Source organism: Chryseobacterium sp. POL2 (genome assembly GCF_011058315.1).
GTDB lineage: Bacteria > Bacteroidota > Bacteroidia > Flavobacteriales > Weeksellaceae > Soonwooa.
Genome location: NZ_CP049298.1, coordinates 2,766,136 through 2,781,084, shown reverse-complemented (window position 1 = coordinate 2,781,084; position 14,949 = coordinate 2,766,136). Strand labels below are relative to the sequence as shown.

The following is a 14,949-nucleotide window of genomic DNA, read 5'->3' as shown; positions in this document are numbered from 1 at the left end:
GCTTCACGAAATGAAACAACTATTTACACTTTTTATTGTGCTCTTTGGCTTTATGCTACAAGCACAAAACTACAATGGCGAAATCTATTTGAGAGACCGTTCCAACTTGTTTCTCAATCAGTTTTATGTGACCAATCTTACTACCCAAAAAACGGTATTGGCAGATTATAACGGAAATTTTAGTATTCCTGCCAAAAGTGGTGATGTTATCAGATTTACCTCGATTATTACGGATCGTAAGGATATTAAGTTAACAAATGAAATTCTGTCACTGAGTAAAAATTTCGTTGAATTGAGTATTGCCTATTACGAAATCCAGGAAGTGGTTGTTTCGGCTTTCAAAGCCAGTGGAAATCTTCGCAAAGATGTTACCAGCCTGAAAAGTACAGACAAATCTTATGAGCTAAGAAAAGTAATCGGCCTGCCAGCGCCGAAAGGTGACGGCACCTCGCCACAAGATCAACTTTTGGGCTTCCGCGATGGTGGCTACAGCCTAAGCATTTCTAGTCTTTATGATATGTTATCGGGCGAAGCCAAAAAGAAAAAAAGACTTTACGACTACGAAAAAATGCAAACGAGTATTGGAGGCATTCAGAAATATTTTGGTGACGAGTATTTTGTACGTTTAAAAATTCCAAAAGAATTCATCCCCAACTTTCTCCAATTCATCTATAGTTCGGACAATATTTCTTACTTGACAGAGGCCGGAAATTACGAAGCTGTAAAACCTTATATCGAGCGTTATCTTCCTGTTTATCAAAAACGTTTAAGAAATTCGCATTTAGCCGATGCCAAACCATAACAAGAAAATTTTAACATAATATTTGTGATTAAAATTTGTATTTTTGCACTCATTAAATAGAATAATGGGGAAGAATAAAATTGCAAGATTCGAAGAAAACAAACTATTACCAAACGTTTTTCAGCCAACCCGTGAAGAGGCGCTTAATAATTATCCACTAAAAGGGAATTGGAGAAAAGATGTTTTTAAAAATGAAAAACCAATTGTACTGGAACTTGGTTGCGGAAAAGGAGAATACAGTGTTGGACTGGCCAAAGCTTTTCCAGAAAAAAACTTTATCGGTATTGATATCAAAGGCGCACGTTTTTGGTTTGGCGCTAAAGAAGCCCATACTTTGGGAATGGATAATGTGGTCTTCCTTAGAACACAAATCGAGCTAATAGAGCACTTTTTTGCGGAAAATGAAGTGGATGAAATTTGGATTACTTTTCCAGATCCACAAATTAAATACAAAAGAACAAAACACCGCCTGACACATCCAGACTTCCTAGCGCGTTATAAAAAAATCATGAAAAAAGATGGCATGGTGCATCTAAAAACAGATTCCGAGTTTTTACATGGCTATACCTTAGGCTATCTGCAAGGCGCGGGACATAACATCATTACCGCACACCACGACATTTATGGTGCGCCAGAATACGATCCCGAAACCCCTCTTTTAAGAGAAATACAAACTTATTACGAACAACTGTTCTCAGCAAAAGGAAAAACAATTACTTATATAAGATTTCAGATTAAATAATTTATGAAAAGACTATTTTATGCTGTTGGCATTTTAATATTGGCATCTTGTAGCACGGCAAACAACACAACTCCAAAAAAGAAACAACATATTACACAAAGCACCAATATTAAAGAGATTGAAACTTATCTGAGTACTGCACACAAAGACGATCAGTACCGTCTGTTTTTAAAGAAAAAATTGGTAAGTTTGAAAAACGCATCTTGGATGAAAAACGACAAGGCTTCTCCCATTGCTACGCCCACTTTAAACGCTAACAAAGCATACGATAATCAATCCGACAAAGTAGATCGCGCACTTTTCAACAAACTCATGGACGAGGATAAATCTAGCGAAAAGCAGACTACAGCAAATGTTCTTAATGACTTATTTAATGAAGCTGATCCCAACAGTCCTACTTCGGTGGTGTTAATTCAGAACAAGTCGCTTTGCGATATGATTCTTAATATGGAAGGTCCACAATTGTATAATCTTGCGGTACCTGCTAATTCTGATAAAACGATTATTGTAAAAAAGGGAAGTTATACGCTTCGTTCTAATATTTGTGATGCGGCATACGAGTCTTTGAAATCGATTAATAAAAATATTGTTATTTCCCTTAATATCGAAAAAGATAAAACTAAGAGTTAATATTTAAATATTATTTTAAACTTAAAATAAAAAAAAGCTTCAGAATAAATCTGAAGCTTTTCTATGTTGATAAATCTATTGATTAAGCATCAAAGTCAGCATCTTTTTCAGCTGTTGCTTTTTCGTCTTCTTTAGATTTTTCTTTCTCAGCTTTTCTTTGAGATTGACCTTCTTTCACAGCTTCTCCAACTACAGAAAGAATCATGTCGATAGACTTAGAAGCATCATCGTTTCCTGGTATAACGAAGTCAACTTTTCTAGGATCAGAGTTCGTATCAACAATACCGAAAACAGGAATACCTAATTTTTTAGCTTCTGTAACGGCAATGTGTTCTCTCATAATATCTACTACGAAAATAGCAGAAGGAAGACGCACCATGTCAGAAATAGAGCCTAAGTTCTTTTCTAAGTTAGCTCTTTGACGATCAACTTGTAATCTTTCTTTTTTAGATAAAGTTTCGAAAGTACCATCTTTCTTCATTTTATCAATGTGGTTCATTTTCTTAACCGCTTTTCTGATTGTAACAAAGTTGGTAAGCATACCACCTGGCCATCTTTCAGTAATATAAGGCATATTAAGTTCTGCAGCGTGTTTTGCTACAACTTCTTTCGCTTGCTTTTTAGTCGCTACGAAAAGAACTTTTTTGCCTGCAGATGTAATTTTTTCTAAAGCACTACAAGCTTCGTCTAATTTTACAGCTGTTTTATGTAAATCTACGATGTGAATACCGTTTTTCTCCATGAAAATGTATGGAGCCATATTTGGGTTCCACTTTCTCGTCATGTGACCGAAGTGTACGCCAGCCTCTAATAGGTCTTTTACATTTGCTTTTGCCATGTTTTCTGTTTTTGTTAGTTTACTTTCCGTTTTTTAAACAATCAACAACTTCTTTAGATGGGAGAAGCGTTTGGATGCTAAACGTAACGGGCAATTTTGATGCTTTAGGCTCTAAGCATTAAGCTGTAAGCTTTCAAGCGGATTAAAAATTTTAATAAGTTCAAATAGCTTATTGCATATTGCTTTAAGCTTATTGCAATTCTTAACGTTTTGAGAATTGGAATCTCTTTCTCGCTTTTTTCTGACCTGGTTTCTTTCTTTCTACCATTCTTGCGTCTCTTGTAAGAAGACCGTGAGGTTTTAAAAATCCTCTGAATTCTTCGTTGATTTCGCAAAGTGCTCTAGAAATTCCTAATCTAATAGCTTCAGCTTGACCTGTAATACCACCACCAAAAACATTAACTGTTACATCATATTGACCTACAGTTTCTGTTAATAAAAATGGTTGGTTTGTTTTGTATACTAAAACGTCTGTCCCGAAGTAAGTTTTAACGTCTTTACCATTGATAGTGATGTTACCAGCACCTGGTTTTACGTATACTCTAGCTACAGAAGTTTTTCTTCTTCCGATTTTGTGTACTGTAGACATATTATTTGAATTCGTTTAGGTTAATAACTTTTGGCTGTTGTGCCTCATGCTTATGCTCTGTACCTTCATATACGTGAAGATTTTTAAGAATTGCACTACCTAATCTGTTTTTAGGCAACATTCCTTTTACAGCTTTTTGTACAACTCTTAGGTTGTCTTTTTTCATAAGCTCAGCAGCAGTCATTGACTTTTGTCCACCTGGATAACCAGTATGCCAAATGTAAGTTTTATCATCCCACTTGTTTCCAGAAAGTGCTACTTTCTCTGCATTCAAAACGATTACATAATCTCCACAGTCTGCGTGTGGTGTAAAGTTCGTTTTGTGCTTACCTCTCAAAATCTTTGCAACTTTAGAAGCTAATCTTCCCAACGGTTGCTCAGCCGCGTCTACTACAACCCATTCTTTATTTGCAGTAGCTTTGTTAGCCGATACGGTTTTGTAACTTAATGTATTCACAATTTATCGTTTACGATTAAACATAATTTTTCCCTATAAAAGGTGTGCAAAGGTAAGAATTATTTTCGGAATAAAAAATCCTTTTCAATATTTCTACTAAATAATCAGACATTCAATAAATTAAATAAAACGCAAATTTTTATTCATTTTAAATTTTAAATAAACCTTTCTACAAAAAAGATAAACCTCCAACTGGCAATTCGAATATGAATAAATATATTTGTCAAAACTAATCTCATGAATCCAAAGCACTTAAGAGAGGATCGCAATTGCCTCAACTGTGGAAAGACAGTCGAAGTGCGTTATTGCACCTATTGTGGACAAGAAAACACCAAGACAGAACAAGCTTTCTATTTTGCCTTTCTCTCCTATTTTCAAAACAAAGCAAAGTATGACAAAAGCTTAATTAGCAGTATAAAAATTCTTATTTCAAGACCTGGATTTTTAAGCTCTGAATTCCTTAAAGGAAAACGCGCCACCCATATAGAACCTGTACGATTTTACATTGCTATTAGTTTTTTGGTATTTTTCTTAACGTCTATATTGTTTGGATTTCACCAAAAACAAAGCTTTAGGTTTTATTACGAGCCAGATGATGATGTTATAAGCTTAACCGAAGAAAGCATTGCCAAGATGGATCAAAAAGCCTTATACGAACATCCTAACATCTATTTCCTATACCATCCTTTCTATGAAAAACTAAAAAGCCTGAAAAAAAGTGGCTGGAGCGACGAGCAGATCAGTGAAAAACTAATCTCAAAATTCGTTATCAATATTCCAACTGCTTTGTTCCTGTATTTGCCAATTTTCACGTTAAGTCTTTGGATTGCTTATCATCGAAAACCTTGGACTTATTACAGACACAGTATTTTTTCCATACACTTTTTCACCTTATTGGTTATTGCTTTTTTTGTGTGGTATGTTTTGGAAACGACACAAATCTTGATGGGTACCGACCTCATCAGCAAAATTGTTGATATTTTACAAAACGGAATTATCCTCTTTTGTCTTTATTATTTTATAAGAGCTTCTTTTAAATTCTACAAATCCAATATCGCTCTCACGCTCTTCAAAAGCATTTTTCTTTTAATTATAAATATTAGTTTTTTTGGCTGTTTGTTAGCTGCAATTTTATACTACACATTCGTGACTATTGACTAAGCAATAAGAAACACATGTAGCATTTATCATTTTTAAAACATTTTCGCTGAGAAGATTTATATTTGTGATAACAAAACAACATAATTATGAGCCACGGTAAACTGCGTGCAGACAAGACTTGCCTTAATTGCGGACATGAGGTTGACATCAAATATTGCCCACATTGCGGACAAGAAAACATTGAAACCAGACAGCCATTTTATTCTTTGTTTACGCATTTTGTTGAAGACTTCACACATTATGACGGACAATTTTGGGGCACGATAAAAAATCTACTTTTCAAACCGGGGCAATTGACAAGCATTTACCTCGAAGGCAAACGACAAAAATTTGTCCCACCAGTTAAGCTTTATATTTTTGTCAGTTTTGTCACCTTCTTTATGTTTGCTATGTTTCCACCAATTAGTCTAAACACGAAGGATTTGCAAGTCAGTCAAAACGAAAGCCTTGCGGACCATCAAGTTAAAGAAGCGAAACGCCAAGTACTTCTTGAGGTGGTTAAAGAAATACAAGTCAAAAAAGACACAACTATAAATGCAGCATCTAGTAAAAAAATAGACTCTTTGCAAAACATCATCAAAAACTTAGATACAGAATCGAAGACGGATCTCGACTGGGAAGATATTGTTGATGCAGACAGCAAGATTGCAGATAGCTCGACATTTAATAATTATAAAACTTGGGAAGAATACAAAAAAGGTCAGACATCGTCAGACTGGCTAATAGATCCTATTGCACACAAGTTTTTTGAACTGAAAGAAAAAGGGATAAAAAAAGGCGACATCTACAAAAACCTTGCAACAACATCTTTCCACAATCTTCCGAAAGCACTTTTTATCTACCTTCCTATTTTCGCATTTCTGTTGTGGTTCTTCCATTCCAAGAAAAAATGGTGGTATTTTGACCATGGTATTTTCACATTACATTATTTCTCGTTCTTATTAATAAGCGTTCTTATCACAGGATTGCTACTCAAAATCGATATGTCTTTCGAACTTGGAAACGCAATAACGTCGATTATATATTTAGTGATGAGTATTATTACCATTTACATATTCGCTTACTTTTTCATCGCACACCATCGTGTGTACAAATCGCATGGTTTAATAAGCATTCTTATCGGCTGGATTATGATGTTTTTAAACTTGGTTATTTTTACATTCTTATTAATAGGATTGGCCATTGTGAGTTTTTTAACGATGCATTAATACAAAGAAAAAGCGTTCCTGTTGAAACGCTTTTTTATTATAGTTTAAAATTTAATTAAATATTATTGTCTTAAAGATTTGCTGTCGCGGAAACTTGCTATCAAATAATAAGCTACAAAAACCGTAGAAAATCTTATAATAGATGGAATGGCAATTTCAAAATTGAAAAATGCAAAACCAATAATTACTAACATGATTACACCAATTAGAGAAAAACCCATTTTCTTCGGCAAGGCCCAATCTGGTCGATCTACAAAATACGCCATTCCCCAGCCTAATCCAAAAGCGAACGCATAATACAAATCAATCTTGGCATTTCCCGTTCCTGACAAAAAATATTGAAATAAAAAACTAACCAGTGTTCCTAAAACTAAAAATATAAGCGCTCTTATCATAGCTGCAAAATTAGTAAACGCTTAATAAAGTTTCTTCATAAATATTAGAAGTCGGGCGATAATACTCGTCTGAATCAATTTTTATCAATTCTTTTGTTTCCATATACATAATATTATCTTGAGTAAATTTCCTTATAAATAGCCAGTTGCCCTTAGCTTCCTGCTCTACTTCTCCAAGATAATCTTGGTATCTAATTTTGCCATCTACCAAAATACCGTCATTCACAACTGCTTTGCTGATTTGTTTTCCATTTTTGAATTGTAAAATCTCGGCACTAAATGTGTAATCATCGCTTTCAAACTTTTTATAACTAAATCTCAGTTTTTCGTTTTGGTCATAAATTTTGGTGTTATGAACTTTAAGCATTGGATCGAATTTCGTTTCATAGATAAGCTTTCCAGTCGATTGATCCAGAGATCTTGATTCCTGCAAAATCCCATCTTTATATTTAGAAATCAAGTTTTCCGAGTAAAAATCGCCATCATACGCTGCGCCATCTTTGTACATCAACTTTCCTTTTACCGAACCATCTGGATTGTAATAAGTCGAATCTTTTAACAAATCGTCTTCAAAATTGGAGAATTCCACCAATTGACCTTCGTTGTTAAAACTTTTTAAAGATTCTATTTTATAATTGCTATATTTAGTAACCGATGATATTGTCATATCGGTATAACTAAAGCTATAGTCTTCTCCACTATACTCTCGCATATACTCCGAACCATCCCCAATTTTAGAAATCAATTTTCCAATCTGCTTACCCATCAAGTCGTAAGTGATTTTGGTAGCTTCTTTATTTTTTTTGATGTATTCTTGTGCTTTTGCGCCATTGCTATAATACGACTCATAGCTATCTACTTCTCCATTTTTACCAAAGCGATCGATACGGCTGATATGGAAATCTGTATAATCGAAAGTAACCTCAACCCCTGTCGTTTTCCAATCTTTATCAATTTTTAAACTTCCGATATGTTTTCCTTTTTCGTTGTAATATTTCGTTTCATGGGTGCCATCTTCTTTATAAAAAGTTTCGTAGCCTAAAGGATTATCATTGCTTTTAAAAGCTTTTACATAACGAAGCTCACCATTTTTGGTTTCAGAAATACTGTTATAAGAAACCCCGTTTTCTAGATCTCTGTAAAGAAAAGATTTCCCTGTCATATTTTCGGGACTTTGATAGACAAAATCCTCAACGACACGAGCTTTCTCGTCATAAGATTTCACTTCTCCAGAGATTTCACCATTTTTATAAGAAACAATACTTTGCGGTTTTCCATCTGGAAAATACCACGTTACTTTTCCATCAAAAACTTCTTTTCCTGGTGTTGTATCGATAGCCTTTCCTTCCATTTGCAAAACTCCATTTTTATAGAAATCTTTTACCAAAGTCGCATGATCTTGTTTATAGCTTTCACGATAATAAGACATGTTCTCCTTCGTTGTCGGCTGCCAATTTTCATCGAAATAACTCAACTGTTGACCAAATACAGAAATACCAAAACTAAAGGCAAAAAATGCCGACATTAATAACTTTTTCATTGTTTATTTTTTTCGCGCTTAAAAATAATGAATAACCACCGATAATTAAAGCGATTGTGAGATTTTAACAGATCATATCCATCCATTTGGGACTTTGACGAAATCGTCTTAAATGTTTATATTTGGAAATTGAGTTAAACTTTATGGAAAACCAAAAATATACCCCTAACAACAAGGTTAGAATAGTTACTGCAGCGGCTTTATTCGATGGTCACGATGCAGCGATTAATATTATGCGACGTGTCATCCAGGGTTCAGGATGCGAAGTTATCCACTTAGGACACGACAAATCTGCAGAAGAAGTGGTGAATACTGCCATTCAGGAAGATGCCAATGCCATTGCGCTAACCTCTTACCAAGGTGGTCACAACGAGTATTTTAAATACATCTACGATCTTTTAAGACAAAAAAATGCGTCACAAATCAAGATTTTTGGTGGAGGTGGCGGTGTAATCCTTCCTGAAGAAATTAAGGATTTAATGGATTACGGAATCGATAGAATTTATTCTCCAGACGACGGTCGTGAGCTGGGTTTACAAGGAATGATTGATGATTTGGTGAAGCAATCTGACTTTGCAACAGGCGCAAATATTAATGTTTCAGATTTAAATGATATTAAATTTGAAGATTCTTCAAAACTGGCGCAAATTATCTCTGCCGTAGAAAATTTCTCAGATGAAAAACCTGAATTAGCAGCTACAATCAACGAAAAAGCTAAAGATTTAAATATTCCAATCATCGGAATTACAGGAACCGGAGGCGCAGGAAAATCTTCGCTTACTGACGAATTGGTAAGACGTTTTCTTCGTTCAAATCCTGATAAAAAAATCGCAATTATCTCTATTGACCCATCTAAAAAGAAAACGGGAGGTGCGCTTTTGGGCGACAGAATTCGTATGAATTCCATTAACGATCCTCGTGTATTTATGCGTTCTATGGCGACTCGTGAGAACAACGCTTCGGTTTCGCCTTTCGTTCACACAGCTTTGAATGTTTTAAAATTAGCACATCCTGATATTATTATTTTGGAAACTTCGGGTATCGGACAATCGGGTTCGGAAGTTTCGGATATTGCAGATGTTTCAATGTACGTGATGACGCCTGAATACGGTGCTTCTACACAGTTGGAGAAAATCGACATGTTGGATTATGCGGATTTAATCGCTTTGAATAAATCTGATAAACGTGGAGCTTTAGATGCTCTGCAAGCCGTGAGAAAGCAATTCCAAAGAAACCATTTGCTTTGGGAAAATCAGTTGGATGAAATGCCAGTTTATGCTACAAAAGCTTCTCAGTTCAACGATCACGGAACAACAGAATTGTTCAATACTTTGGTTAAAAAAGTAAACGAAAAATTTAGTTCAACTAATCTTCAAGAGTTTTTGGAGCAAGAAATTACGAGTGATACCACCATTATTCCTGGGAAAAGAGTTCGTTACCTTTCTGAAATCGTAGAAAACAACAAGCAATACGACGAATCTGTTTTGAAACAAGCAGAATTGGCTCGTAAAATGTATCATATTGATGGTGTGAAATCCATTATTTCTAACGAAACTTTAGACGCTGAATATCAAAAAGCTGAAAAAGAACTTCAGCAAGAAAATATTGATTTCTTAAGAACTTGGGACAACACGAAAAAGGCTTTCCATGAAGAAACCTATTCGTATTTCGTGAGAGGAAAAGAAATTAAAGTAGAAACGTCATCAGAATCGCTTTCTCATCTTAGAATTCCGAAAATTGCACTTCCAAAATACAACGATTGGGGCGACTTAATCGCTTGGAAAGGTCAGGAAAATCTTCCGGGAAGCTTCCCTTATACGGCGGGAATTTATCCTTTCAAAAGAACGGGTGAAGATCCAACGAGAATGTTCGCGGGTGAAGGCGGTCCAGAAAGAACCAACAGAAGATTCCATTATGTTTCTGCGGAAATGGACGCTAAGCGTCTTTCTACTGCCTTTGATAGTGTAACCTTATATGGTCAGGATCCTGCTTTACCACCCGATATTTATGGTAAAATTGGTAACGCCGGTGTTTCTATCGCGACTTTAGATGATGCTAAAAAATTATATTCTGGTTTTGATTTAATTAATGCATTGACTTCAGTTTCGATGACGATTAATGGTCCTGCGCCAATGTTGTTAGCGTTCTTTATGAATGCAGCTATCGACCAAAATGTTGAAAAATATTTAGAAGAAAATGGTCTTGAAGGCAAAATTGAAACAGCTTTAAAAGCGAAATTCGACGATAAAGGTATCGAAAGACCTCGTTACAACGGCGAATTACCACCTTCTAACAACGGTTTAGGACTGAAATTATTAGGTTTAACGGGTGATGAAGTGGTTCCTGCAGACATTTATGCAAAAATTAAAGCGGAAACCATCGCAACAGTTCGTGGAACGGTTCAGGCGGATATTCTAAAAGAAGATCAGGCTCAAAATACGTGTATTTTCTCTACAGAATTTGCTTTGAGATTAATGGGCGACGTTCAGGAATATTTCATTCAAAATAAAGTAAGAAACTTCTATTCGGTTTCTATTTCTGGTTACCATATTGCGGAAGCGGGTGCAAATCCTATTTCTCAGTTAGCCTTTACGTTGGCAAATGGTTTCACTTATGTGGAATATTATTTGTCGAGAGGAATGGACATCAACGATTTTGCGCCTAACCTTTCTTTCTTCTTCTCCAATGGTATCGATCCTGAATACTCAGTAATCGGTCGTGTGGCAAGAAGATTATGGGCAAAAGCAATGAAGTTGAAATATGGCGCAGACGAGCGTTCTCAAATGTTGAAATACCATATTCAAACTTCGGGAAGATCGCTTCACGCGCAAGAAATTGATTTTAATGACATCAGAACAACGCTTCAGGCTTTGTATGCGATTTACGATAACTGTAACTCACTTCACACCAATGCTTACGACGAGGCGATTACAACACCAACTGAAGAATCGGTAAGAAGAGCAATGGCGATTCAATTAATTATCAACAAAGAATTGGGTCTTGCGAAAAACGAAAATCCACTTCAAGGTTCTTTCATTATTGAGGAATTAACAGATCTTGTGGAAGAAGCGGTTTACCAAGAATTCGATAGAATTACGGAAAGAGGTGGCGTTCTTGGAGCTATGGAAACGATGTATCAACGTTCAAAAATTCAAGAGGAATCTATGCATTACGAATGGTTGAAACACACTGGTGAATATCCAATTATCGGCGTGAATACTTTCCTTGGAAAAGATGGTTCGCCAACGGTTCGTCCAGGTGAAGTGATCCGTTCTACTGAGGAAGAAAAACAAGCTCAAATTGAATTCCTGCACAATTATCAGAAAGCCAACGAAGATAAATCTGGAGAGGCTTTAGCGAAACTTCAACATGCTGCCATCAATCAACAAAACTTATTTGATGTGATGATGGATGCTGTAAAATATTGTTCTCTAGGTCAAATTACCAACGCTTTATTCGAAGTGGGTGGAAAATACCGCAGAAACATGTAGTGCGTGTCGCACGGACCAATATTACTACTAACTGTTTTAGTTGAGTTGGTAGATAAAAATTTAAAACCTCACCAAAATAGGTGAGGTTTTTTTTATTAAATTCGCAAAATAATAAACAACATGAAAAAAATATACTTCTTGGTTACAGTTTTCTTGGTTTCATTGCTATATGGACAAGAAAATCCTCTATCATTAAAAAGTCTTCATCAAGTCAATACATATAATGGTGGACAATTACTACACTCTGCATTTGATAAGAACGGAAATACTGTAATTGCAGGTTTTGCCAATGGTGATTTTAAAATTGATGGACAAAGCATACCTACAGTAAATACGAATGATATTTTTATTTACAAATCAAAAGCAGATTCATTTGAAAAAAAATGGTTAAATGTTTTTAAAACCACACTAACATCTCAAATACTAGCTAGCGAGCTTTTTACCGATCAATATAATGACACTTACTTTTACCTTCGTTATTCGGGTAGTATTACTATTAACAATGAAGTTTTCAATAGTGAAAATTATACGCCCCAGATGGGTTTGTTGATCAAAATCAATGATGTTGGTGAGATACAATGGGTACAAGAATTAGACGAAATATTTAATAATATCTCAAAAAAAACATCTACAACAGCAGATTTTATTTTTTATGTTACGGATAGAAAAAAAATTTTAAAATTCGATCGAAATACTGGTGCTCTTATCGAGAAAAAAGATATTCCCCTATTAATAGATCGTATAAAATCGGTAAATGATCGATTGTATATGAGTGGATACGGCGACGCACAAACTACTTATGGCAATACAAGTTTTAATAAAGAGTATTTTATAGCTTCTTTTGATACCGACTTGAATATTATCAACACCTTAAAATCAAAAACAACAGATACTGAGACATTCTCAAATATTGATTTTTATGATTTTTTTATAGACCATAATCAGCATATATTCTTTATAATGAGGAATAAACAAAAATCCATAAGTCTTTTAAATAATGATCAAATTTTAATAACAACTCAAACTTCCACAAATGGCAATAAAATTTGGTTAGGTAAAACTACAGAGGATTTCAGTTCTGTAAGTTGGTTTACGGTTAATGAAAGCAATTATTCCCCCATTCATCCTTCTGATCTAAGCATCTTTAATAAAGATGAAAATAGTTTTAATATAAAAATTAATGCTTCTTACAATATTTATATAAAATTCAATGGTGTTACGGTGACCTTCCCAGAAAAATCGTTGATAAATATTGATAAAGATGGCGATTATAAATCCTATGCTTATTTCGACTATTTCAAAATTGATGATTATGTAAACATTAATGATAAAGAATATATTCTATTTAATCTTTTTGACAGAGTTCAATTATCAAAAAAAGGAGATGACAACGCATTTACACTATACAAAGATTTCAAGATTACAAATAATCAAGGAACTGCAACTTCTAGAGGTACATTAATATCAAAAAATGACAATCTATACATTGGTGCAGACATATCAGGGGTTATAGAAAATTATTTTGGTGTTCCCTTTATTGTAAATAAGCCTTCTGAAATATATTCTAAACTCGACAAAGAAGCTAATAGCCTTTGGCATGTTGTCTCTAATAATACAGTAAGTCCTATGATGTATAACCCAAACAATGACATTTTCTCTATAGGAAACAAATTGGATATTAATCAAAACAATGAAAGTATCCTTGTGAGTGATTGTACATATCCATCTTATATTGAAAATCATGGATCATGTTATCTTACTGGCACCAACATGAATTATACTTATTTTGACAAATCTATTTTAGTATCCAAAATTGATGATAACGGATCTTTAATTTGGAAGCAATTTATCATACCAATAAAAAATGGCTATAATAATCTGATTAACGATTTAAGTGTCAATTATGACAAATCAGGAAATATATGGTTAACAGGGCATGGCTCAGGGGAATTTACGTATAACAGTTTTCCTATTAATCTTACTTCAATTGATGAAGATAATGGGATAATTAGTAATTTTTTTGTTTTAAAAATCAATTCAGAAGGTCAAGTTATCTTTTTGAAGACTTATCCTAAATTTATTAGCTCAAAAGCTTTCCTAAATTTTGATAATAATAATATTGCGCATATATATCTTAATCTTAACACAGGAAGAGAGAGCATCACCTTTGACAATCTTTCTGTTGAAAGTCGATCTTCTGGAAACCAAACAATAAAAATCCAAATGGATCAAAATGGAAATATTCTTCAATTGAAAAATTATACACCTATTGCTGATCATAATAAAAGACAACCACATTTTGTTATTGATGTCAAACAAATTGAAGATGGCGAGATTATTTTTGGCTGGACAGATGCTGATAAAACTTTAGATAATGTAGAATTTACAAATCCTTATAATTCTAATTTTAAATACACTAACATTATTTCTAAAATTAATAATACAGGACAAGTACTTTGGTCAAAACCAATATTATCAGACTCTAATATTAATACTTTAGTAAAAGGAAATTTTATTACTACAGATGCGCAATCTAACATCTATATTTCAAGCGCTTGGAAAGGCAAAATCAAATATCAAGACCAAGAAATCACCCTTGGCAATATTTATGACAATGAAAACATATTATTAAAACTTGATAAAAATGCTAATCTACTACAGCACAAATTATTAGGAATACATAACGAAAGTTTTAATATAAGTATTTCTTCTGATAACAAGCCTATCCTTTTTGGGAACTCTTATCAATATAAGATTGACAATATAGATATAACAAGTAAAAAAGGGGATAATATGTTGCTCATAAGTCTTGAAGAAAAAGAATTGGAAACGGCAGAAACTTATAAGAAAAACCCAATTGTTATCTATCCTAATCCAACGAAAGATGTTATCAATATCAAAGACAATAAGGATTTTACAGAGGTTAAAATTTATGATGCTTCAGCTAAATTGGTTTTAAATCAAAGCTTGAAAAACAACCAAGTCAATGTTAGCGATCTACCAAAAGGCGTCTATTATCTGGAGCTTATTGGTAAAGAAAAAGCCGTTGTTAAATTTATCAAAGATCAATCTATTACTTTATAAAATAAAAAGCCT

General features: G+C 34.1%; 12 protein-coding genes. 7 read left to right on the top strand and 5 right to left on the bottom strand.

All coding sequences use genetic code 11. The annotated features are described in order from the left end of the window. Positions 1–10 precede the first annotated feature (10 nt). The 3 genes from G6R40_RS12900 to G6R40_RS12890 all read left to right on the top strand — a co-directional run bounded on the left by G6R40_RS12900 (position 11) and on the right by G6R40_RS12890 (position 2,174). On the top strand, positions 11–802 hold the full coding sequence (locus tag G6R40_RS12900) for a hypothetical protein (RefSeq protein ID WP_165136320.1): 792 nt from the start codon (positions 11–13) through the stop codon (positions 800–802). Positions 803–866: 64 nt separating this feature from the next. Then, a complete protein-coding gene (trmB, locus tag G6R40_RS12895; RefSeq protein ID WP_165136317.1) occupies positions 867–1,544 on the top strand; it encodes a tRNA (guanosine(46)-N7)-methyltransferase TrmB in 678 nt (225 codons plus the stop codon). A gap of 3 nt (positions 1,545–1,547) precedes the next feature. After that, positions 1,548–2,174 (top strand): DUF6759 domain-containing protein, encoded by a 627-nt coding sequence (locus G6R40_RS12890; RefSeq protein ID WP_165136314.1) that lies wholly within the window; start codon positions 1,548–1,550, stop codon positions 2,172–2,174. Between the two features lie 82 nt (positions 2,175–2,256). On the opposite strand, the gene rpsB is transcribed toward G6R40_RS12890, so the two are convergent. The 3 genes from rpsB to rplM all read right to left on the bottom strand — a co-directional run bounded on the left by rpsB (position 2,257) and on the right by rplM (position 4,058). Beyond that, a complete protein-coding gene (gene rpsB / locus G6R40_RS12885) occupies positions 2,257–3,012 on the bottom strand; it encodes a 30S ribosomal protein S2 (RefSeq protein ID WP_165136311.1) in 756 nt (251 codons plus the stop codon). Between the two features lie 202 nt (positions 3,013–3,214). Continuing rightward, a complete protein-coding gene (gene rpsI / locus G6R40_RS12880; protein WP_165136308.1) occupies positions 3,215–3,601 on the bottom strand; it encodes a 30S ribosomal protein S9 in 387 nt (128 codons plus the stop codon). Position 3,602: 1 nt separating this feature from the next. Beyond that, the gene (gene rplM / locus G6R40_RS12875; protein ID WP_165136305.1) at positions 3,603–4,058 is read right to left on the bottom strand and encodes a 50S ribosomal protein L13; all 456 of its coding nucleotides are present in this window, start codon (positions 4,056–4,058) and stop codon (positions 3,603–3,605) included. 237 nt (positions 4,059–4,295) lie between these two features. On the opposite strand from rplM, the gene G6R40_RS12870 reads away from it, so the two are divergent. Together G6R40_RS12870 and G6R40_RS12865 are read left to right on the top strand one after the other, a co-directional pair. Next, the gene (locus tag G6R40_RS12870; protein WP_165136302.1) at positions 4,296–5,219 is read left to right on the top strand and encodes a DUF3667 domain-containing protein; all 924 of its coding nucleotides are present in this window, start codon (positions 4,296–4,298) and stop codon (positions 5,217–5,219) included. 86 nt (positions 5,220–5,305) lie between these two features. Further along, a complete protein-coding gene (locus G6R40_RS12865) occupies positions 5,306–6,427 on the top strand; it encodes a DUF3667 domain-containing protein (RefSeq protein WP_185670488.1) in 1,122 nt (373 codons plus the stop codon). A 62-nt stretch (positions 6,428–6,489) separates the two neighbouring features. On the opposite strand, the gene G6R40_RS12860 is transcribed toward G6R40_RS12865, so the two are convergent. Together G6R40_RS12860 and G6R40_RS12855 are read right to left on the bottom strand one after the other, a co-directional pair. Beyond that, positions 6,490–6,822: a hypothetical protein gene (locus tag G6R40_RS12860; protein WP_165136299.1), complete on the bottom strand. Its 333-nt coding sequence runs from the start codon at positions 6,820–6,822 to the stop codon at positions 6,490–6,492. 10 nt (positions 6,823–6,832) lie between these two features. Further along, complete coding sequence (locus G6R40_RS12855) at positions 6,833–8,362, bottom strand: hypothetical protein (RefSeq protein WP_165136296.1); 1,530 nt, start codon at positions 8,360–8,362, stop codon at positions 6,833–6,835. 143 nt (positions 8,363–8,505) lie between these two features. Here G6R40_RS12855 and G6R40_RS12850 point away from each other — a divergent pair, with 143 nt between their 5' ends. Further along, the gene (locus G6R40_RS12850) at positions 8,506–11,853 is read left to right on the top strand and encodes a methylmalonyl-CoA mutase family protein (protein ID WP_165136293.1); all 3,348 of its coding nucleotides are present in this window, start codon (positions 8,506–8,508) and stop codon (positions 11,851–11,853) included. A 120-nt stretch (positions 11,854–11,973) separates the two neighbouring features. After that, on the top strand, positions 11,974–14,937 hold the full coding sequence (locus G6R40_RS12845; protein WP_165136290.1) for a T9SS type A sorting domain-containing protein: 2,964 nt from the start codon (positions 11,974–11,976) through the stop codon (positions 14,935–14,937). The last annotated feature ends 12 nt before the right edge of the window (positions 14,938–14,949 follow it).

Excerpts from the sequence above, each read along its gene's own strand:
- G6R40_RS12900 (WP_165136320.1), top strand. The coding sequence starts at position 11 with ATGAAACAACTATTTACACTTTTTATTGTGCTCTTTGGCTTTATGCTA.
- trmB (WP_165136317.1), top strand. The coding sequence starts at position 867 with ATGGGGAAGAATAAAATTGCAAGATTCGAAGAAAACAAACTATTACCA.
- G6R40_RS12890 (WP_165136314.1), top strand. The coding sequence starts at position 1,548 with ATGAAAAGACTATTTTATGCTGTTGGCATTTTAATATTGGCATCTTGT.
- rpsB (WP_165136311.1), bottom strand. The coding sequence starts at position 3,012 with ATGGCAAAAGCAAATGTAAAAGACCTATTAGAGGCTGGCGTACACTTC.
- rpsI (WP_165136308.1), bottom strand. The coding sequence starts at position 3,601 with ATGTCTACAGTACACAAAATCGGAAGAAGAAAAACTTCTGTAGCTAGA.
- G6R40_RS12870 (WP_165136302.1), top strand. The coding sequence starts at position 4,296 with ATGAATCCAAAGCACTTAAGAGAGGATCGCAATTGCCTCAACTGTGGA.
- G6R40_RS12865 (WP_185670488.1), top strand. The coding sequence starts at position 5,306 with ATGAGCCACGGTAAACTGCGTGCAGACAAGACTTGCCTTAATTGCGGA.
- G6R40_RS12860 (WP_165136299.1), bottom strand. The coding sequence starts at position 6,822 with ATGATAAGAGCGCTTATATTTTTAGTTTTAGGAACACTGGTTAGTTTT.
- G6R40_RS12855 (WP_165136296.1), bottom strand. The coding sequence starts at position 8,362 with ATGAAAAAGTTATTAATGTCGGCATTTTTTGCCTTTAGTTTTGGTATT.
- G6R40_RS12850 (WP_165136293.1), top strand. The coding sequence starts at position 8,506 with ATGGAAAACCAAAAATATACCCCTAACAACAAGGTTAGAATAGTTACT.
- G6R40_RS12845 (WP_165136290.1), top strand. The coding sequence starts at position 11,974 with ATGAAAAAAATATACTTCTTGGTTACAGTTTTCTTGGTTTCATTGCTA.